Source organism: Microcoleus sp. Pol11C3, from assembly GCF_036701485.1.
GTDB lineage: Bacteria > Cyanobacteriota > Cyanobacteriia > Cyanobacteriales > Microcoleaceae > Microcoleus.
On record NZ_JAUBQW010000021.1, the window covers coordinates 1 to 18,646 of the forward strand.

The 18,646-nt window shown below is 44.2% G+C and carries 16 protein-coding genes; 3 read left to right on the forward strand and 13 right to left on the reverse strand.

Annotation, left to right across the window (positions count from 1 at the left end):
• Positions 1 to 51: 51 nt before the first annotated feature.
• From QUA40_RS07635 to QUA40_RS07680, 10 genes are all read right to left on the reverse strand, one after another.
• Positions 52 to 321: a hypothetical protein gene (locus QUA40_RS07635; protein WP_333123537.1), complete on the reverse strand. Its 270-nt coding sequence runs from the start codon at positions 319 to 321 to the stop codon at positions 52 to 54.
• Between the two features lie 18 nt (positions 322 to 339).
• Positions 340 to 603: a hypothetical protein gene (locus tag QUA40_RS07640; RefSeq protein ID WP_333123540.1), complete on the reverse strand. Its 264-nt coding sequence runs from the start codon at positions 601 to 603 to the stop codon at positions 340 to 342.
• Positions 593 to 1,567, reverse strand: coding sequence for an FkbM family methyltransferase (locus tag QUA40_RS07645; RefSeq protein WP_333123543.1), 975 nt, complete (start codon positions 1,565 to 1,567; stop codon positions 593 to 595). The genes QUA40_RS07640 and QUA40_RS07645 overlap by 11 nt, the downstream gene beginning before the upstream one ends.
• A 42-nt stretch (positions 1,568 to 1,609) precedes the next feature.
• A complete protein-coding gene (locus QUA40_RS07650) occupies positions 1,610 to 8,056 on the reverse strand; it encodes an FkbM family methyltransferase (RefSeq protein WP_333123546.1) in 6,447 nt (2,148 codons plus the stop codon).
• Between the two features lie 125 nt (positions 8,057 to 8,181).
• Positions 8,182 to 8,571, reverse strand: a complete 390-nt coding sequence (locus QUA40_RS07655; RefSeq protein WP_333123549.1) for a tetratricopeptide repeat protein — start codon at positions 8,569 to 8,571, stop codon at positions 8,182 to 8,184.
• 212 nt (positions 8,572 to 8,783) lie between these two features.
• Positions 8,784 to 9,536, reverse strand: a complete 753-nt coding sequence (locus tag QUA40_RS07660; RefSeq protein WP_333123552.1) for a Uma2 family endonuclease — start codon at positions 9,534 to 9,536, stop codon at positions 8,784 to 8,786.
• A gap of 157 nt (positions 9,537 to 9,693) precedes the next feature.
• Entirely contained in the window at positions 9,694 to 10,278 is a 585-nt protein-coding gene (locus QUA40_RS07665; protein WP_333123555.1) for a Uma2 family endonuclease, read from the reverse strand.
• A 117-nt stretch (positions 10,279 to 10,395) separates the two neighbouring features.
• Entirely contained in the window at positions 10,396 to 11,151 is a 756-nt protein-coding gene (locus tag QUA40_RS07670; RefSeq protein WP_333123557.1) for a Uma2 family endonuclease, read from the reverse strand.
• A gap of 195 nt (positions 11,152 to 11,346) precedes the next feature.
• Positions 11,347 to 12,858 (reverse strand): MlaD family protein, encoded by a 1,512-nt coding sequence (locus QUA40_RS07675; RefSeq protein ID WP_333123559.1) that lies wholly within the window; start codon positions 12,856 to 12,858, stop codon positions 11,347 to 11,349.
• Between the two features lie 100 nt (positions 12,859 to 12,958).
• Positions 12,959 to 13,741, reverse strand: a complete 783-nt coding sequence (locus QUA40_RS07680; protein WP_333123563.1) for an ATP-binding cassette domain-containing protein — start codon at positions 13,739 to 13,741, stop codon at positions 12,959 to 12,961.
• A gap of 164 nt (positions 13,742 to 13,905) precedes the next feature.
• Between QUA40_RS07680 and QUA40_RS07685 the strand changes: the two genes are divergently transcribed.
• Both QUA40_RS07685 and tsaE read left to right on the forward strand, forming a co-directional pair.
• On the forward strand, positions 13,906 to 15,306 hold the full coding sequence (locus tag QUA40_RS07685; RefSeq protein ID WP_333123566.1) for a gluconeogenesis factor YvcK family protein: 1,401 nt from the start codon (positions 13,906 to 13,908) through the stop codon (positions 15,304 to 15,306).
• 41 nt (positions 15,307 to 15,347) lie between these two features.
• Positions 15,348 to 15,797, forward strand: coding sequence for a tRNA (adenosine(37)-N6)-threonylcarbamoyltransferase complex ATPase subunit type 1 TsaE (gene tsaE / locus QUA40_RS07690; protein ID WP_333123671.1), 450 nt, complete (start codon positions 15,348 to 15,350; stop codon positions 15,795 to 15,797).
• A 61-nt stretch (positions 15,798 to 15,858) separates the two neighbouring features.
• Here the strand turns inward: tsaE and QUA40_RS07695 are convergent, their stop codons facing one another.
• The 3 genes from QUA40_RS07695 to QUA40_RS07705 form a co-directional block, all read right to left on the reverse strand.
• Positions 15,859 to 16,197, reverse strand: coding sequence for a DUF5615 family PIN-like protein (locus tag QUA40_RS07695; RefSeq protein WP_006633191.1), 339 nt, complete (start codon positions 16,195 to 16,197; stop codon positions 15,859 to 15,861).
• 3 nt (positions 16,198 to 16,200) lie between these two features.
• Positions 16,201 to 16,527: a DUF433 domain-containing protein gene (locus tag QUA40_RS07700; protein ID WP_333123569.1), complete on the reverse strand. Its 327-nt coding sequence runs from the start codon at positions 16,525 to 16,527 to the stop codon at positions 16,201 to 16,203.
• 61 nt (positions 16,528 to 16,588) lie between these two features.
• Complete coding sequence (locus QUA40_RS07705) at positions 16,589 to 17,911, reverse strand: dihydroorotase (protein WP_333123572.1); 1,323 nt, start codon at positions 17,909 to 17,911, stop codon at positions 16,589 to 16,591.
• An 89-nt stretch (positions 17,912 to 18,000) separates the two neighbouring features.
• On the opposite strand from QUA40_RS07705, the gene lepB reads away from it, so the two are divergent.
• A complete protein-coding gene (gene lepB / locus QUA40_RS07710; RefSeq protein ID WP_333123575.1) occupies positions 18,001 to 18,609 on the forward strand; it encodes a signal peptidase I in 609 nt (202 codons plus the stop codon).
• Positions 18,610 to 18,646: the final 37 nt, after the last annotated feature.

Here is an 18,646-nt window from a genome sequence, read left to right on the forward strand (position 1 = left end):
TTTTTTTGGCATGGCTATTTTTGCTCGATTTTTTCAGCAATTATAACAGACCTATGACAACCGGATTCCGTATGATATAGCTTGCGATGGAAAATCTGCTGGTTCTTGGCAAAAATTGATAGCTTCTTCTTCCCCAAACGAGACGCAGGTCTCCAGCAGCAGCATCTTTTGGCAACGGCGAGCCATAAACTCGATAGCTTGAGTAGGTTTTTGCAGGTGATACAGCAACCCGTAGCAGTAAACAATGTCAAATTGCTGATTTATTTTTAAATCTGGTGTGTCTAAATCTAGTTGTATTGTCTCAATATCGGGATAGCGCAATCTAATTATTTCTATCTTTTACGGTCTACCTTCAGTGACAATTACTTCACAGCTTCTATCCCGAAAAAAGCTTGTATGATCGCCAATTCCTGCTCCAAGTTCTAATACAGTTTTCCCTACAATATCTAATCCTAAGCTTGCTAAATGTTCTAATTTTCTCTGGTTGTGTCGCAGATATCCATCGCAGTGGAATACCGTAATAGAATCGATTTGTGGTTCCTGCTGGTCTTTAATGGTAACATCAGCTTGACTGGGGATGAGAGACTCGATATCATAAACCATCAACGTAATCCAAAATTCGGGAAACAGCAGGCAGAGAAGTTATTCCTTTGTTGACAAGCTCTGGAAATTGAGCCAAACTCTCAACGATATTGTTGGCAAAATTATAGTCAGGGTTGTTGCCATAGTGTAAAGTTAAATACTCTAATAATTCGAGAGTATAGTCAGGGAAATTGAGAATATCAGCAATGCAAGCTAATTTGAGAATTTTATCGGGTGTTTTTAGATTGTTTTCCAAGCCGTCTTCTATCAGATCCCGCAAGTAAAAAGCATCTCCATATAATAACTGTCCATCACGAACTGTTGAACGAATTGGAGATATACTCCGCAAGCGATAAGCTCTATCTAAATCGAACAAAGTAAATCCTTGTTCCCTGAGATAAATATCAACGTCCGCAAATAAAGGCTGATTTTTATAGAGGTGTGAAAACTCGACTTCAGCCTGCACCGCAAGAATAGAGTGTCCTAAGATTTGAGAAGCACCTTGTAATACTTGTAATTCTGCGCCCTGAACGTCAATTTGCAAAAAGTCGATTTCCTCAATGCCTTCACTTTGGCAAAACTCATCTAATGTAGTTGTTTCTATTCCCATATAAAAATCTAAGTTGACTAATTCTGACAAGCCTGAAAACCGCTTAAGATAAGGTTCATTGGGTGGGTACAGAGAACTACACATGGGATGCTTAGTTACATAAAGTGTAGATTCGCCTACAGAATTTGCTAGCGCTAGAGGAATATGCTTTTCTGTCCAATTTATGTGTTGAGCTTCCAGAGCAGTATTGCTAGCCTCACAAGCATCAGCATCAGCATCAAATCCATAGATAGTCAGATTTGGTGCAAATATTTCCCAGCCTTTCTGACTGTAGTCATCTTGACTGCTAATTTTGCGAGAGCCAACGTTACAAAGTGTCATGTGAATTTTATCTAAATGACCACTTTTCTTTAAACAGGGGAGAAATACTGACATAGCTTTAAAGTTGCCTTACTTGATTTTAGTACAAATGTACTTTTAGGATTGAGAAAGAAGGTGTATTTTGCTATCAGGAACAGCGATTACATTTAGGTTTCCATCCAACTCGTCAGATGAGTTGATAGGAATTAGTTCCTGCACGTAAGGTTGATAGCGAAAGAGTTTATACCCTTTGCTTTTAAGATAATCAGCAACAGGTAAATTACTGCCTTTGCTCATAGCGATATTTTCATAGAGGATGATAGGACAAAATTCCGATAACATTTTTTCGCTACCTATTAGAACTGACATTTCGTGTCCTTCTGCATCTATTTTAAGGTAATCAACTCGGTTGACGTTTTCCTGCTCAACTAAACTGTCCAAAGTAAAACACGGGACTTCTTCAAAGGAACCAATTTGCAGTGATTGTGCCGCATCGCCAGTAACAATTTCGTTCAATTCGGTAGCTGCGTAAAGCTGCAATCGTGCTGTACTAATGCGATCGCTAGCAGCTCCAGCACATATTGTTACCCAATCGAACTCATTGATTTTACAAGTTTCTTCTAAGCAGCGCAAGCAACCTGAAAAAGGTTCAACTGCTAGTACACGACCTGTAGCCCCCACCCGTCGCGCAGCAGTAAAGGTATAAACCCCGACATTTGCGCCAACATCTATCACCGTCATGCCCACTTTAACAGAGTTTCGCCAAAATTCCATTTCATGTTCAAACCAATCTCCCTCTGCCAGTAGGACACCTGTTACAATACTCCGAAAACTTGGCTCAACGGCTAATAATAATTTTTTTTCAACAGGTAGGTAAGTGACAGAAGAATTTGCTGCTAATTTTGCCCATTTCCACTCAGGATCAGCAGGATTTTTATCGTGAAATGCACGAGCCTCATTTAGCCAGTAGTTAGCTGAATTTCCATCCTGTATATCTTGATAAGCGAGGTAGAGAGCTTGAAAAATTTGTGACGAATGTGGCGCTAGCTGCTTGGCTTGGTGCAGGTATAAAAGTCCTTCCCTTAAATTGTTACCCATGCACGATACTCCTAGTTTAAACTTGATAAAACTCGAATCTGCTAAAACGTTTTCTGCTAGATTCAGTAGTCGGAGTCCACCTGCTCCATAAAATACAATATGAGTTCGACATAGCACTTCACTTAAAAGGAAAAATGCCTGAGTATAAGCATCTCTTGCTTGAAGTAAATGTGTCAATTGCTCAGCTAGAGTATTAGACAAGCTGTTGCGCGGTGAAGGTAGGTAAACCAGTGCAGAGGGAGGTTTCTCTATATTGCTGTAAACATTAGGGATTGTGTTGATAAAAGCAGGAAAAGCAAGTTCTATAGCTTGCGACATTTCTCCAGTCATAGTCAAGACGAGAGCTAGATGAGCCATACAGAGAGGACAGTTATCTTTCTCTATTCCTTGGTTTAAGGCTTCTAAAGCCATATTCAGGTACAGTTGGCGATCTAATAAGTCTTCAGACTGTTCTGCTAGGATCAAAGCTAATACTGCAACGTTGTTTAAGTCTAAGCAAGAGGTAGGTTCTTCCCAGCAAGTGCTTTCAAGGATTATCGCTACACGAGCTAAAGAATTTGCATCCAAACTAGGACAATTATGATAAATGTAGTCGATATATTTATCTTTAAATTCGCGAGAAGAATCCATTGAGTTAGCATCTACTTTCCCAGAGCTTATCAGAGAACTTTTTTGAGAATAGAGGGGAAGGGCAAGTAATAAAGCATCACTAACCGTTTTTGCCATTTTTGACCATGAGAATTTTTTCGCTTGCTCGAACCCAGCAGCTATCAAAGGTTGGCGTACTTCCGGCTGTTGAATATTAACAAGTGCGATCGTCATTGCTTCAACATCATCATCCTGAACATATAGTGCAGCTTCTCCTGCCACTTCAGGTATAGAAGCATTGGGACAAGTAATAACTGGACATCCGCAAGCCATTGCCTCTAAAATCGGCAAGCCAAAGCCTTCATACTGGGAGGGATAGACCAGCGCAACAGCACCCGAAAAAGCTGCTTTTAACTCTTCATCGCTCAGGGGCAGCTTATGCACTGTACTCCCTGAAGTGTAAGGTTCAAACTCATCTTTTGTTAAAGCGCTGTGAGCTGTGCAGACAATATCAAATTCTGGTTGATTGGGGAGTTGCGCGAAAGCTTCCAAGAATAATGGTGCATTTTTATGACCGCCTGCGGCACCTACCATCATAAAGTATGGCTTTGAGAGATTATATTTAATCTTAAAACTCTCGATCTCCTCTGGACTAGCTGGCGATAAATTTTTGGGAACTCCACAATGAGCGACTGTTACTAACTCTGGGGCAATATCAGGAAAAAACTTTAATAAATCTGATGCTGTATTGTGGGAAATAGTAATGTATGCAGATGCGTGGCGGATGCCGTAATGTTTCTCGCGCCACATGGGTTCATCAAGATTTGTCTCAAAGACTTCAGGAGTCATGTCATAGGCGATAAAGACGGAAGGTGTTGATAGTGGCGTTGTGTAGTAAGTTGAGATAAATAAGTCAGCTTCTAGTTCGTCGCAGACTTGCTGGAGCATTTCGCGATCGCCATCCGTCTTCTCATAGTCGTAAGCAGGAACGGGGCAATAGAAAATGCCTGGAATTTTGGGTGCAGTTCCCGCGCGATCGAGGACAATAATATGTTTGGCAAAATCCTGCGTCACCCACTCTTCTAAGAGCGATCGCCACACGCGAGCAATTCCCGTATTGTAAAGCTGGAAAAACACGCCGTCCACAATAATCCTGGGAGGCTGTTGGTGGGCAAGCATAGTTTGCCTCTGCACCTTTTGTGGCTGCTGGAAATGCCACTCATTACTATCCTTTTGTCGTCGCGCGATCGGTGATATTCCCAGTGCCTCTGCGGTATTAACCAGCGTCCCGTCTGACACCCAGGAAAAATAATTGCCTAGGCGCACGGGAAAACTCGTTGCAGTTTGCAGGGACATCCATTCTGCCACTGCATTTTTGTAACCGTAATACCGTTCCTTAAAGCGGAGTTGCTCAGGTGTCGCATAAGCAAAGTGTTGAAATACCAAGCCCTGTTTTTCTGTTTCTTCGTGAAGGAAAGGATTGAGAGTAGCAATATCCCTAACTTCACCGTCTGCAAAAGGCTCAACTAAGCTGGGGGGCGAATGTCTTTTCCACCTCGCTCCCGGTTTATACCTCCAGGTCCGCAACCATTCCTGCTGCGGATGCTGAGAATAACAGTTGCGCGTGCTGACAGCCAGGTTTTCTCCGACAAAAAACCAGCACCAGTAGTAAGCTGCTGTTTTTTCTGGATAATCTGTAAACATCTGCCGGACAGTACAAATCTGCTCAACCGTCCACAGTTCATCTACATCTACTTGCCACAGCAAGCACTCCTGATTAATCCTTTCCAAGGGTGCATTGACCATTTCTAGTTTTCCATCCCAGAAAACTCCCGTTGGTTTCCGATAAATTGTTACATTATCTGGATAGAGCTGGGCGAGTTCATCTAAGTATTCTGTTGTCCCGTCCTTGCTGCGACCGTTAGCATGAAGCTCATCGGTAATCTGCCCGCCGAATTTAAGCATCCAGGCACTATCGTGTTTTTGCTCAGCTACACCCTCAACAATATGCCAGTGCCATTTGAAGGGCAGTTGTTTAAATACTTCTATGTGGTAGCGGATAAAAGGCTGGCCGTTGAGGACGATTGTCAAAAAGTTAATTGGCATAGATTTCCGAAAAATTGGTTCGCTATTCCACGGATCGAAAGGAATGAGTTTTTGGGACGACAAGTGCGGACGAAAGAAAAATTTGCCTTTTTCGTTGAGCATACAAGCTGCAAAGGAAAATGAGCTATTGGAAATTGCTGTGATATCGCACTGGCTCAACAAATAAAAATCTGGATAAAATTCTGCTTCCGGTAACTCCAAACCTAAATCTTTCGTCGTGACGGGATTATACTCCTCAAAATCCCTTAAAACTTTTTCCGGTTCATCGCTGGCAATAAATAGTATTGGTTCGTCGAGGGTTTCCCACAAACCTTGTAGCCATTCCTTGTACCATCCGCTCGGTGCTATAAAAAAATCTTCGTAGCCGTAGTCTCCCCGCCGCAAGTGCAAACCGACGATGGTTTTGCCGCGTGATCGCAGACGAGCGAGCGCTTCCTTCATTTTCGTTTCTATTTCCCGTACAGGTTTGAACAGGGAGCGGAAATACTCTTGGTAGGGTTTGTAATACTTTGTGTGATATTGAAAATAACCCCAAAAGTTCACATTTTTAAATATTTCTTTCGCATTAGGGATGCTAGCTGCTGACAATTTATTTGTGGGTTCGATAACTACCGGTAACTCTTGAGAAATGGGCGAATCATTGCAACCAAAGAGATATTGACCAATCCAAGCTGGCGTCTCTACTTTCAACTTATGTTCTTTGGCATAAATTTTCAAGAAGGCATACTGAAATATTTGATTGGCCAACCGTCCGTTTCTACCCAGGGTGGACATTGTGACTGCGGGCTTTTTCACATAAAACGCATCGCCCCAAGATGGATGGAACGGTGTTGTCGTTGCTACGCGATCGAAACCGCACATCTCCAGAAAATCATCCATTTCGTCAATTAAAGCGCAGCCTTCATAGAGTTCTTCATAATTAACTTCCGTGTTTATTGCTTCTATGTATCTGAGAACATTCGTTGCTCCCTGCAAGGCCAACAACTCTGCACCTTGAATATCAATATTTAATATATTAAATTCCGCAGCATCAATTTGAAGTTCTTCTAGAAGTGTATCCAGAGTTCTCGACTCCACAACTACACGCTCAACTTCCTTGATTTCTGGATAAAACTTTTGATGCTCCTTCAATGGTAAGATAGAACTGCTTTGATCCATAGAAGTTACATACAATGTGCTTGTGCCGTTGATGTTGCTAACTGCACAATTCACCGCTCGCACGTGAGGAGAACCCGCTATATTCGTTTTCAAACGTTCAAACACAACAGGGTTGGCTTCAACAAACAGTACCCTTTGCACCCCCATTTCTCGGTATCTTGCAATTTCCTTGCCTTCGTGTGCCCCAATGTGAATAATGCCGCGCGGTGCAACCGAATGTTTTCCGCAAAGCTGCTGCAAATCGAGCAGATTTGGTGCTTGACTAAAAATCAAATCTGTGAACCTCTCGTTCACTGCTAAAAAGTTGCTATACTCGTAATTCTCATATTCTGGTAAAAACTCGGGTAAGGGTTGTAAAGCATTGGGCAGTATTTTAAAGATTGTATAACGAAATCTTTGTAAATGCTCGAATACTTGTTTTAATGTGATGTTGGCATCAACAAATGTTCCGCCATACTCAAACTGAATATAATCTACTTTGCCTTTTTGCAAGAGGTTACTTGCTCCGTGAATAACTTCTAATTCGCCGCCTTCTGTATCAATTTTTAAGAAATTAATTCGCTTTATAGCCCTTGTTTGGACATAATCATCAAGAGTAGCTGTTAAAACCTGAAATGGCTTAGGTGAATGAATATTATACTGTTTTTCGCTTTCAAATCGGCGGTGAAATGTACTCCACCCTGAAAATTTCTCGTAATAATAAAATTCCCTGATTTCCTGTTGGTGTGCTATTGCCAAGTTGTTTAACACGAGTTGACCGCTTTTAATCGGTTCAGCCATGTTCTGTAGAAGTGTTTGATATATTGGCGGTGCTGGCTCAAACAAATGGATTTGAACGTCGGGGCATATGTTTAATACTTGATTTGTCCAGCTACCTATGTTTGCGCCAATATCGAAAACGACATTACCGGAAGCAATAAAATTTTCTATAATCTTTAATTCATAGTTATTGATAGACTCTCCCTGATTAATATTATTAGCAGACACCGCAGTGCTTTGATGATTTTGTTCCTGTTTCCCGCTGGGTGTATTGCCTAAACTTGTGTTCAAATTTTGGCAATGCTGAACAATTAGTTCTTTTGCCAGCGCCGGAACAGCAATAATAACATCATCAATAATTACAATATGCCTGCTGTTTTTTCCTGAATTCAAAAAATTTAGGACTGCGCTAATATCCGGCCAATGTTGAGGTGAATGTGGCCGCGGTGGAGGAGATAAAAACAATCGGGCATCATCAATAAAAATAAAGTGTTCGCAATCGGAGCTGTTGATTATTTCGATTTCAGCGAGTAAGGGACACTCATCGATTTCTCCATAGGTTTGCCCTCCGCTCCAATGAGCGTCTAGCCAGAATAAACTTGGGCTTTGAAGTTGTGAGAGTGTATTTTCAAGAATGTTTCTGGTATCACCGTACAAAAAGTCTATGTTTTTGATATGACCGTAGTTTTCGGTAACTTTTTGATAAAGGTCTTGAGAATACTCTATTGTAAAAACTTGTTCAAATACTTGGCTTGCCCAGTATGCTGTATGACCTTGATAGGTTCCTGTTTCAATAAAATTATTAATCCCGCAAGCTGCTTTTAGTTGGGAGATGATTTCTATTGGTGGTCCCATGCGTACTATGCCCATATTCAATCCTTCGTTTTGTGAAACTAAGTCTGGTATTTTAATTAGGAAGTTACATACAACAATTTAATCATTTTCAATCTCTCTTACTAACAAAATTGACCGATCGTCTACTATTTCCCCTTAGCCTGCCCCAACAGCGCCTTATAATCCACTCGATCGGGATTTAGCTTCACCAACTTCTGCAAAGGCTCGATCGCCCCCAGCTTATTATTCATCTGCAACCGCACATTTGCCAACCCCTCCAGAGCCGTCTGATTCTGCGGTTCCCGCTGCAAAACCGTCTGATATCCCCGTTCCTGCGCCGCCAGCAGAGATTCCTGGGAAACAGCAGCAGCCGGTTTTTGTTGGTGCTGGCTGCTCAAACCGCTGCTGAACAGAGTCACAATACCAAAAATCGCAGAACCACCAAACGACACCATCGATACTAACGCAAAAATCTGCTTAATGCGATCGCTCCGATGAACCGGACGAACACTAAATTTTTTCTGTGTACTTTCCATTGCTAACTTTTGGCCTCGCTGTTTTCCAGGCACTCGCAAAGCACCTATCTTTAGATTGCCCAAGTTCGATCGCAAAAGGATCGCCCTTCGCCATTTAAAATTTGAGAGCTATTCTAGCCCACCACACAACACCAGAAATTTGTCAAGGACATTTAGGTAACGATAACACGCGGGCGAGCGAAATGGGTGAAGCACGATCGCCCGCTGATTTTTTAGCTGTTACCATCAGGCAATTGGCCAAACTGATCTCGGTAACGTGCTAGCAAAGATTCGAGTTCAGCAGCACGCTGACTTTCTGCTTCCGCGCGCTGGCGTTCCGCTTCTGCGCGCTGGCGTTCCGCTTCTGCGCGCTGGCGTTCCGCTTCTGCGCGCTGGCGTTCCGCTTCTAATGCTGAGGCTAATTCATCAGGAAGCAGTAATTTTTCTCCATTATCTTCCCGATAAAAAACGATGAGTTTGCCCTCTACTTCTAAACGCAGTTGCAACACTTCACTGCGACTGTCAGTAATTAATTGATAGCTATCTTCCCACAGTCGATATCCCCGCAATTTTTCCGGTATCCATTGTCCTTTGGGGTCAAACAACCAATATTCTTGAACTTCTAAACTTTCGTACAGGTCTTTTTTCCTAACTTTATCTTCCGACTGCGTGCTCGATGACGTAATCTCAAAAACTATTTTTGGAACTTCCCCTTCTAACCATATTTTATAATTATCTCTGCCTCCGGGTTCGACATCATAAATTACCATCACATCTGGTGCAGTACGCAATTTTGGGAAACCTTCAGCATAATATAAAAACTGGTTGGCCAAAACAGTAGCCCGCTGTCCCGCGAGGTATTGTTTTAGGACTTCTAAAGTGCTTAAAATTGCATAGAGGTGGTCGTAGGTTTCTGCCACGGGTTTTCCATCCGCACTGGGGTAGACAATTTCAGATGATTTGAGGGTGGGAACGACTGCTGTCATGGTCGTGCTTCCTATGAGTTGTAGCTCTATTATAAATCTTTTTGCTGTTGCCAATTATTCTGCGATCGAAGCTTGCCTAGAGTTGCACAATGATTGCGAATTGATATCCAATCTTAACTCGAAAATCCCCAAAAATCGCCCATCTAAAGTCCCAAATCTAAAATCGCTCGCTCGCCCTTGTGAATTCCTTAATTGCCTCAACATGACTCGGCATATTAACACACCTGACGAGTAAACCAATATCGAGATCTGGGAGCAATTGGGAACTTGCAATCTCTTCGTATGCTTGCTGTCTGAGAGCATACAGAGACAGTTGGCTGTTTTCCCAAAACCAGACTTCAGGGATTTGCAGCGGTTTGTAAGCCTCTAGCTTATCAATTCCGCCGCTAGTGACGACTACTTCGATCGCTAAATCTGGACATTCTCTGTCAGTACCCAATTCGTAAGACTTGTCTGCTTCACACTTCACTCTTACCGATTCATTTTCTAAAGTCAGAGACTCCGTAGGGGTGAAATCGATTCCTGCCACCATCATGTAAATTTCTACCAACGCACCGATACGTCCCTTGGCTGTTTCGTCTTTTCTTCCAGGCATTTTCTGAATCAGCAGTACCCCATCTAAAAAGGACAGCCGAACCCCTGGAATATCGAGCATCGGTTCTAAGGTTTTGAATTGTTCCCAAGTTAACCCTGGAAATAGCAACGGCCGATCTAATTTCTCTTCTAATGTTGTTGCAGTCATGGCGCTCCTTAATTCCCAATCGAAAATCTAAACTCTAAACTCTAAAATTGATCGCTCTGGCTCCTTGATTCCGAATTATTCAATCTAAAATCTAAAATCGATCGACCTCCCACAGGTTCAAATGCCATCAGGATCGATGCCCGGACTTCTCAAGTATGCCATTAGTCGATCTGCCCTCTGGCGTTCCTCTTCGGCACGCTGGCGTTCCTGTTCCACCCGTTCGGCACCCCACAGCAGCAAATTGCCATTCTCATCCCACCAGCGCAACCAATAACCCGTTCTCTGAGATTTTTCACCTTCCCAAACCCCCAGAAATAAACCCATTAATTCTAGCCAAAATCGCTGATTATCATCCGGTTCTTGTAGTTCGTACTCTCCAGGATTCGAGAGTCTGTACACTTCTAATACTCCTGATTTAGGCTCGAAAATTACATAAGTCGGTACTTGCAAAATTCGCTCGTAAAACCGCCATTTTCCGTAAGGATAGGTCGGTTTATTTGAATATTCACTGCTGTCTGTATCCGATAAAAATTCCATCACTACTGCGGGTACTTCTCCCTCAGCATTCCGCGTATAACTGCGGCGAACTTCTCCTGGTTCTGCTGGCAATACCGAGGGAACGTACACCCAATCTGGGGCTTTTACTACTGTTTTATCGTTGACTTTGGCACAGAGTCCAAAATTGGAAGCTATTAGCATTGAAGCTAGGATAAATCCTGCGAGATCCAAGGCTTCTCGCAGGGCCGCGGCTAAAAGTGGTTGGTCGATGTTTTCCACGGGATCATCGGGTAATTTAAAGTCATCTGGCAATTTTTCCCAAGTTACAGTATACTGGGTTTTGGTTTTGTCCAGTTTCGATAATGTTTGCGTCATTGGTTTTCCTTGTTTTGAGAAAAAGAGTTTTTTGTTAATAGGATTGGGACAATAACTTTAATGCCTGGTGCGAAAACCGCACCTTATTAACTAGCTGTAATCTTGGTGCATATTGCGCTGGTTACTAACTAGAGTAGCTCGCGAATCTTGTTGTGCAATTGCGTTTATTGAATGATACCCTGTTTTAATGGTATTTTATGGCTCTACTGATTCTGCTGACCTGGCATTTTTAGAAGGTATAACAGGCAACTTTTGCTGTTTATGCAAGCTGGGAAATCCTGGTTCTACTGATTGATTTACCGCAGGTTTACTGGCATTTACTTTTTCAGAAAGGGGAGCTAATGTTTGTGTGACTTTAACTTGCTGTCGCAGTTGTTCTGTTGAACCCAATAAACCTCCCAATCCGTTGAACAACCTGCGAATGTTGTTGCGGAAAGCCGGATCTCCTGTCAAATCATCCACGTCGGAAGTAATTTTCTGCACGTTCTGAAATGTAGCTCGTGCAGAATCTAGAGTTTGCTGCAATAATAGCAAAGTGGCCGGATTGTTGACCTGGCTGGATAAATCTCGCAAACTACCAGAAGCTTGGGCAGCATTCGCTGATAAAACTTCTAAATTGTTCAGCAATTGTCCTTGGTTGATGCGATTAATTGTCGGACTCAAACTGCTGACAGCTACCCGCAGTTCCTGACTGCTTTGATTGATGTTATTCAGAGTTGAGACTAAACTGGCGCGGTTGGTGGCTACTAAAGAATTGAGTTGGTTGGCTGTTAATGTAACTTGATTGGCTGCTTGAGTTACTGAATTAGCAGAAGTTATTACAGCAGAAGATACGGCTTTTGTGGAAGTATCCGCCGTAGCTGCTACGTGAGAAACATCAGCGGCAACTCCTGATATCTCCCCTTTGAGCGATTGATTTAAACTGCTTGCTTCTACCTTTAATGATTGATTCAAACTGCTCGCTTCTCCTTTTAATGATTGATTCAAACTGCTCGCTTCTTTTTTTAATGATTGATTCAAACCTGCTATTTCGGTTTTTACCGATTGATTTAAGTTGCCAATGTCTCCCCTTACAGATTGATTCAAAGTTTTTATTTCGCCTTGGGCAGTTTGAGTTAAATTAGACAAATCCTGAGTGAGTTTAGCTGCACCTTTAGCTGTGTTGGCTGTATTTTCTGCCAGAGATTTAATATTGTTGAACAGGGCGGGGTCGGTGTAGAAATTAGCTAGGCGGACTGTGGATCGAATAAGTTCGTCGATAGTGACTCCCGCTTGACCTTTTAAGCGCGAATTTTGGCAGATAATTTCTGGCGGACAGTCGGCACTAACGGGATTGGCGGTAAGTAACGATTCTGGCAAAATCGAGTTGGGGGTAATATCGATCGACGATTCGCCAATTAAACCGGATTTATTCGCTTCGATCGTAACATCCCTGGGAATCACTAAAGTACCGGGGGCAATCTCCAGCGTCACGTCTACGCCGTTGGAACCCGGTTTGAGGGCGGTAATTTTACCGACTGCAACCCCACGATATTTGATGGGCGTGCCTATTTGCATTCCTTGGGCGCTGCCAAATTCTACGGCGAATTTGTAGCTGCGGTTCCCTAGCTGCACGCCCCGCAGCCAGAGCACTAAGCCGCCAAATAAACCGATTCCTACTAAAATTAAGAACCCGACAGAACCTTCTCTTACAGTTCGCGATCGCATATTTTCTCCTCAGTCATTGGTCATTGGTTATTAGTCGTTAGTCATGGGTCATCGGTCATTTCAATCTAAAATCTAAAATCTAAAATCTAAAATTGGCTGACTATCCAAGCGCTTGAATTGGCCCAGTAACACTGCCGCTAAAAAATTGTCTGATCAGCAAATTATCTGTCGATGCAATGTCACTGACAGTTCCCTCCCACTGCACCTTGCCTCGATAGAGAAACACGATGCGATCGGCAGTGCGGCGGATGGTACTGTCTTGGTGAGTGACGATCGCATAAGTGCTGCAAACCCCTTGAGCTTTCTGCAAGTCGCGGATTAAATCTTCAATTACCGTAGAAGCGATCGGATCTAAACCCGCCGTCGGTTCGTCGTACAGCAAAACCTCTGGATTATCCCTGTCATTATCAGGATTCGCCATGATAGCACGGGCAAAACTTACCCGCTTCCGCATTCCCCCAGACAACTGCGCCGGATAGCGTTCGCCAATTCGCGGCAAACCCACCATCTCCAACTTTTCCTCCACCAATTCCCGAATGCGGCGGCGCGGCAGCTTAGAATGCTGGTAAAGTAAAAAACCGACATTCTCCTCCACCGTCAGCGAATCAAACAAAGCCGCTTGCTGAAACACCATCCCAATTCCGATCGGATCTGCCACGTCGTCCACCCATCCGACCCTGCGCTGTCCCTGAACAAAAACCTCACCGGCATCCGGGGCCAACAAACCCGCAATTATCCGCAAAATCGTAGATTTCCCCGTCCCGGAAGGGCCAATAATTGCCAGGGCCTCTCCCCGATAAATCCTCAGATCGACTTGATCGAGGATCGGGTTCTGGCCGAAGGACTTACTTACCCCCTTGAGTTCGATTAGTGGCTCAGCCATAGGATGTTATCAATAAGTTGTCAGTCCTCAGTCATCAGTCTACCTAATGACTCATGACTCATGACTAATCATCAATTACTTAAATTGACTGCCAGAATCAAAACTCTCTTGTATTGTAAATTTGTCAGCTTGAGCTGTTCCAATACCCTTAAGACTAATTAACCATGTCAATTAGTTCACTTCCTAAAGCACTCCGCGTCTTGGCTAAAGCCAAGCAGGTTTTTGCCCAATCCAGAAATCCTTACCCCCCTTCTTTGCGGAACGGGCGAGTTCACCAGTGGTTTAAGTGGTTAGCCCCCGGGCTGTTAGTGAAAAGGTGGCTGCTGATCAGTGCCAGCGGCGTGGTACTTGCCACTTTGGGTTTAGCGATTTGGACTGGGATGACTCCCATTTTCTTCTTATTGCAATTGTTGAGAAATTTTTTGGCATGGATTGCGGAAGTTGTTCCCAATTACGTGTCGGGGCCAATCATCATTGCTGGCGGGATTTTATTAATTCTGTGGGGACAAACTCGCAGTTTGAACTCTATTACCCAAGTGCTGATGCCCGAAGGCAATGAGGAATTGGTCGATAGACTCCTCAACCACCGTCGCTTACACCGTGGCCCGAAAATTGTGGCACTTGGGGGCGGTACGGGCCTTTCTAATTTGCTCAGAGGATTGAAGGATTACAGCGCCAAAATCACTGCTATTGTCACGGTGGCGGATGATGGCGGGTCTTCCGGGCGGCTGCGGCGGGAAATTGGGGTATTGCCGCCGGGAGACATTCGCAATTGTTTGGCTGCTTTGGCAGATGAGGAAAAGTTATTAACTGAGTTATTCCAATATCGTTTCCGGGCTGGTGACGGTTTGGTGGGTCACAGTTTTGGGAATTTGTTTTTGACGGCGATGAGCGATATTGCTGGAGATTTGGAACAGGCGATCGCCGCGAGTTCTAAAGTTTTAGCAGTGAGGGGAGAGGTGCTGCCGGCTACTCTGAGCGATGTTTCTTTGTGGGCAGAACTCGCTGATGGCAGGAGAATTGAGGGGGAGTCCAGCATTACAAAAGCTAACGGGAAAATCCTCAAAATAGGCTGTAATCCTGCTAATCCTCCGGCATTACCTAGGGCTGTGGAAGGTCTTCGGGAAGCGGATTTTATTATTATTGGGCCGGGGAGTCTTTATACGAGTGTCATTCCGAATTTGTTGGTGCCGGAAATTGCTGATGCGATCGCCAACAGCGAAGTTCCGCGCATTTATGTGTGCAATATTATGACTCAGCCGGGGGAAACTGACGGATACAGTGTTGCAGATCACATTCGGGCGATCGATCGCGCTTGCGGCCGGCCACTGTTCGATGCTGTAGTAGTTCAGGGAAAAGTCCCTTCTGCAAAGGCTTTGATCCGCTATTCTCAGGAGGATTCTTATCCGGTTGTGCTCGATCGAGAAGGCGTGACGCAATTGGGGCGGCGAATTGTCATCGCAAATGTGATGGATGAAGATAAAAATACGGGTTTAATTCGCCACAATTCTCAAAGGTTGGCGGGGATGTTGCTGCGTTGGTACGGTCGCGCCCAGAACATTTAAGCTGCTGACTGTTGACTGTTGACTAATGACTAATGACTAATATGATACTTTCACTTCCAGATTCTGAGGCTACGCGCAATTTTGGTGTTGCGTTAGGTCGATCGCTCCCCGCCGGCACTATAATCTTATTACAAGGAGATTTGGGTGCTGGCAAAACTACCTTAGTTCAAGGTATCGCTGAAGGTTTAGGAATCTCAGAGTCGATCGAAAGTCCTACTTTCACACTGATTAACGAGTATTTGGCAGGGCGAGTTCCGCTGTATCATCTAGATTTGTATCGACTGGAACCCGAAGAAGCCGAGGCTTTGCACTTAGAGAGTTATTGGGACGGGTTAGAAAGGGATTTGGGAATTGTGGCGATCGAATGGGCGGAAAGATTGCAGTACCAACCAGAAAATTATTTGCAAATTTCTTTGAGTTATCTCGATAACGGGCGGCAAGCTGAAGTAATTGGTAATAGCGAGTTATTGGATGGGCAATGGGAAAAGTGAGAAAGGGCGATTCCCTACCCTTCGGGAACCTCTGCGGGAAGATAGCTTCGCTCGCGCGTACTTACTGCGGACGGTTGACACGAATCAATTTGCCTCTCAAACTTTCTTCACCAGCAATAGCATCATTGATGCGTATTGCCAACATTTCTACATTCCGATTTTTGGTACAAACAATAATACCAGAGTGGTCTGGCTGTCGGTTGTGCAGTCCGATAAAATCAAACCGATTTAATGTCAAGACCGCTCTATCTTTGCTTATAGCAAATGCTAGCACCTCTGGATCTGGAATCCCAAGTCCTGCTTTTCCTGCTTCCTGAACAGTCAGGATATTGTGACCAAAAGCGCGCAGCAATTGCACAACGGGTAAAGGAAATTGTTCGTCTGCATACAAATTCAGCATGACTCAGGCTTCCTCATTCTTGCAGATTGCTTCTTCGATTTCCTCCAGATGTGCATCAGCATAAGTCCAAACATTGACTAGATCTGCCGCGCTGAGATGGGGATAAAATTGTAGAAGTTCACCATCGCTTGAACCTTCACGGCGAAAACTTTCAAGCAGCCAAACTGGGATGCGAGTTTTGGCAATGCAAGCATCACCGCCACATACGTCGGGAGTTTTTGTAATTCCTGGCCAACTATTGTTTAAACTTTGGGTTAAAAGCCGGATGGCTTCAGCTTTCTCAGTCGAAGTTAAAGCCAGGAGTTGTGTTTCTAGTTCTTGGAGAAGCATGGGTAAAATCGCCTTTGCGATGCAGGAATACCCAATTATAACACTTGAGTTAAATTCATGCTTAATCAGCGTCAAATGTCAAGGCTTCTCCCCTCACATTTGTATCCAATTTCCCATTCTCAAAAACAACTTTTCCTCCCACAACAGTCACAACTGGCCATCCAGTCAAGCTCCAACCTTCAAAGGAACTCCAGCCGCACTTGCTCGCCATCTCTGCTCCGACCACCGGGCGGTACTTCTCCAAATCAACTAAGACTAAATCGGCGTCAAAACCCGGAGCAATTGCCCCTTTGTTGGGAATTTTATAAGCCTTAGCAACGGCTGCCGACATCCAATTAGCAACTTGTGCCACGGTACATTTTCCCTCTACTGCTTGCGTCAGCATCAAAGGCAAAGAAGTTTCGACTCCGGGCATTCCAGACGGCGTATTCGGATATTCTTGAGCTTTTTCTGCTAATGTGTGCGGCGCGTGGTCGGTGGCGATAAAATCAATTACGCCGTCGAGTAAAGCTTGCCAAAGTATTTCGTTATCTCGTGCCGATCGCAAAGGCGGATTCATTTGAGCTAAAGTGCCAATGGTTTCATAAGCACTGCTATTTAATAACAAATGCTGTGGCGTCACTTCTGCTGTTACCCAACTCGGTTTTTCCTGGCGCAATAACTCAGCTTCATCCCCAGTTGAAAGGTGCAGAATGTGCAGACGGCGCTGATATTTATTAGAAAGTTTTAATGCGAGCTGAGTTGCCAATAAAGCTGCTTGATTGTCTTGAATTTGGGAGTGCACGGCAACATCGGAAATCCCGGCAAATTCCTGACGCCTCTGATTGATTCTAGCTTGGTCTTCTGCGTGTACCGCAATTAGTCGATCGCCTGCAGCAAAAATCGCCTCTAAAGTTGCTTCTCCATCCACCAAAAGCTGCCCGTGCATCGAACCCATAAATACCTTAATTCCCGGAGTCGGATTAGCATTCAACAAATCCGGCAAATTCTCGGGCGTTGCACCAATAAAAAATCCGTAATTAACCAAACACTTCTCGGCAGCGCGACTTAGTTTATCATCTAAGGCAGCTTGGGTTGTGGTGAGAGGTCGCGTATTCGGCATTTCCAGAAACGATGTCACGCCACCTTTAGCGCAAGCACAGCTAGCGGTAAATAAGTCTTCCTTGTGTTCTAAACCCGGTTCCCGGAAGTGTACCTGGGGATCAATGACTCCGGGTAACAGAGTTAAGCCTTTGGCATCTATTTCTCGATCGCCAGATTCGACAATTTCCGCAGCAACCTTGACAATTTGGCGATCGCAGATTTGCACATCTCCTACCAAAAACTCACCATTGGGCAAAAGAATGCGAGCGCGACGGATTAACAAACTTGATTTGGGAGTCATAAGATATCATTAATTGAGTAAACAGCGTGCTAGCATGGAAGCATTATTAAGTTTATAATTCGTATCCAGCTCAGTCACTACAATACCCTATGACTCGTCTAGACAAGTCAGCCGACGAAAAACCTCCGCAAGACACCGAAAATCCTTGGATCGAAGGAATTAAGACGATCGGCTTAGCAGCATTTTTAGCCTTTGGTATCCGCACCCTGGTTGCCGAAGCACGGTACATTCCCACCGGCTCGATGCTCCCAACCTTACAAATTAACGATCGATTAATTATAGATAAGGTGAGCTATCGATTCCAAGATCCCCACCGAGGAGATATTATCGTATTTATGCCTCCTGACCCAGCTAGTTTGTGCACGGGACAGCCGCCCCCGATCAAAGATGCCTATATCAAGCGAGTGATCGGACTTCCAGGGGACACTGTGGAAGTGAAAGAGGGAAAAGTTTTTATTAACAAGCAGCCGCTACAGGAAAAATATATTGAAGAAATTCCGCAGTATCCCTACGGGCCTGTAGTTGTAGCTCCAAATTCTTATTTGGTGCTCGGCGACAACCGCAACGCAAGCTGTGACAGTCATTACTGGGGCTTTGTACCCAAGCAAAATATCATCGGTAGGGCAATTGTGCGTTTTTGGCCACTCAACCGCACAGGTTCGATCGACCCTACGCCCCTTTATCCCACTAAAAATTAGTTACCATTCAAATCCTCGGCGGTTGGAAACCGCATCT

What these genes read in the sequence shown, in the direction of transcription:
- QUA40_RS07640 (WP_333123540.1), bottom strand. Translation starts at nt 603, where the DNA reads ATGGTTTATGATATCGAGTCTCTCATCCCCAGTCAAGCTGATGTTACC.
- QUA40_RS07645 (WP_333123543.1), bottom strand. Translation starts at nt 1,567, where the DNA reads ATGTCAGTATTTCTCCCCTGTTTAAAGAAAAGTGGTCATTTAGATAAA.
- QUA40_RS07650 (WP_333123546.1), bottom strand. Translation starts at nt 8,056, where the DNA reads ATGGGACCACCAATAGAAATCATCTCCCAACTAAAAGCAGCTTGCGGG.
- QUA40_RS07655 (WP_333123549.1), bottom strand. Translation starts at nt 8,571, where the DNA reads ATGGAAAGTACACAGAAAAAATTTAGTGTTCGTCCGGTTCATCGGAGC.
- QUA40_RS07660 (WP_333123552.1), bottom strand. Translation starts at nt 9,536, where the DNA reads ATGACAGCAGTCGTTCCCACCCTCAAATCATCTGAAATTGTCTACCCC.
- QUA40_RS07665 (WP_333123555.1), bottom strand. Translation starts at nt 10,278, where the DNA reads ATGACTGCAACAACATTAGAAGAGAAATTAGATCGGCCGTTGCTATTT.
- QUA40_RS07670 (WP_333123557.1), bottom strand. Translation starts at nt 11,151, where the DNA reads ATGACGCAAACATTATCGAAACTGGACAAAACCAAAACCCAGTATACT.
- QUA40_RS07675 (WP_333123559.1), bottom strand. Translation starts at nt 12,858, where the DNA reads ATGCGATCGCGAACTGTAAGAGAAGGTTCTGTCGGGTTCTTAATTTTA.
- QUA40_RS07680 (WP_333123563.1), bottom strand. Translation starts at nt 13,741, where the DNA reads ATGGCTGAGCCACTAATCGAACTCAAGGGGGTAAGTAAGTCCTTCGGC.
- QUA40_RS07685 (WP_333123566.1), top strand. Translation starts at nt 13,906, where the DNA reads ATGTCAATTAGTTCACTTCCTAAAGCACTCCGCGTCTTGGCTAAAGCC.
- tsaE (WP_333123671.1), top strand. Translation starts at nt 15,348, where the DNA reads ATGATACTTTCACTTCCAGATTCTGAGGCTACGCGCAATTTTGGTGTT.
- QUA40_RS07695 (WP_006633191.1), bottom strand. Translation starts at nt 16,197, where the DNA reads ATGCTGAATTTGTATGCAGACGAACAATTTCCTTTACCCGTTGTGCAA.
- QUA40_RS07700 (WP_333123569.1), bottom strand. Translation starts at nt 16,527, where the DNA reads ATGCTTCTCCAAGAACTAGAAACACAACTCCTGGCTTTAACTTCGACT.
- QUA40_RS07705 (WP_333123572.1), bottom strand. Translation starts at nt 17,911, where the DNA reads ATGACTCCCAAATCAAGTTTGTTAATCCGTCGCGCTCGCATTCTTTTG.
- lepB (WP_333123575.1), top strand. Translation starts at nt 18,001, where the DNA reads ATGACTCGTCTAGACAAGTCAGCCGACGAAAAACCTCCGCAAGACACC.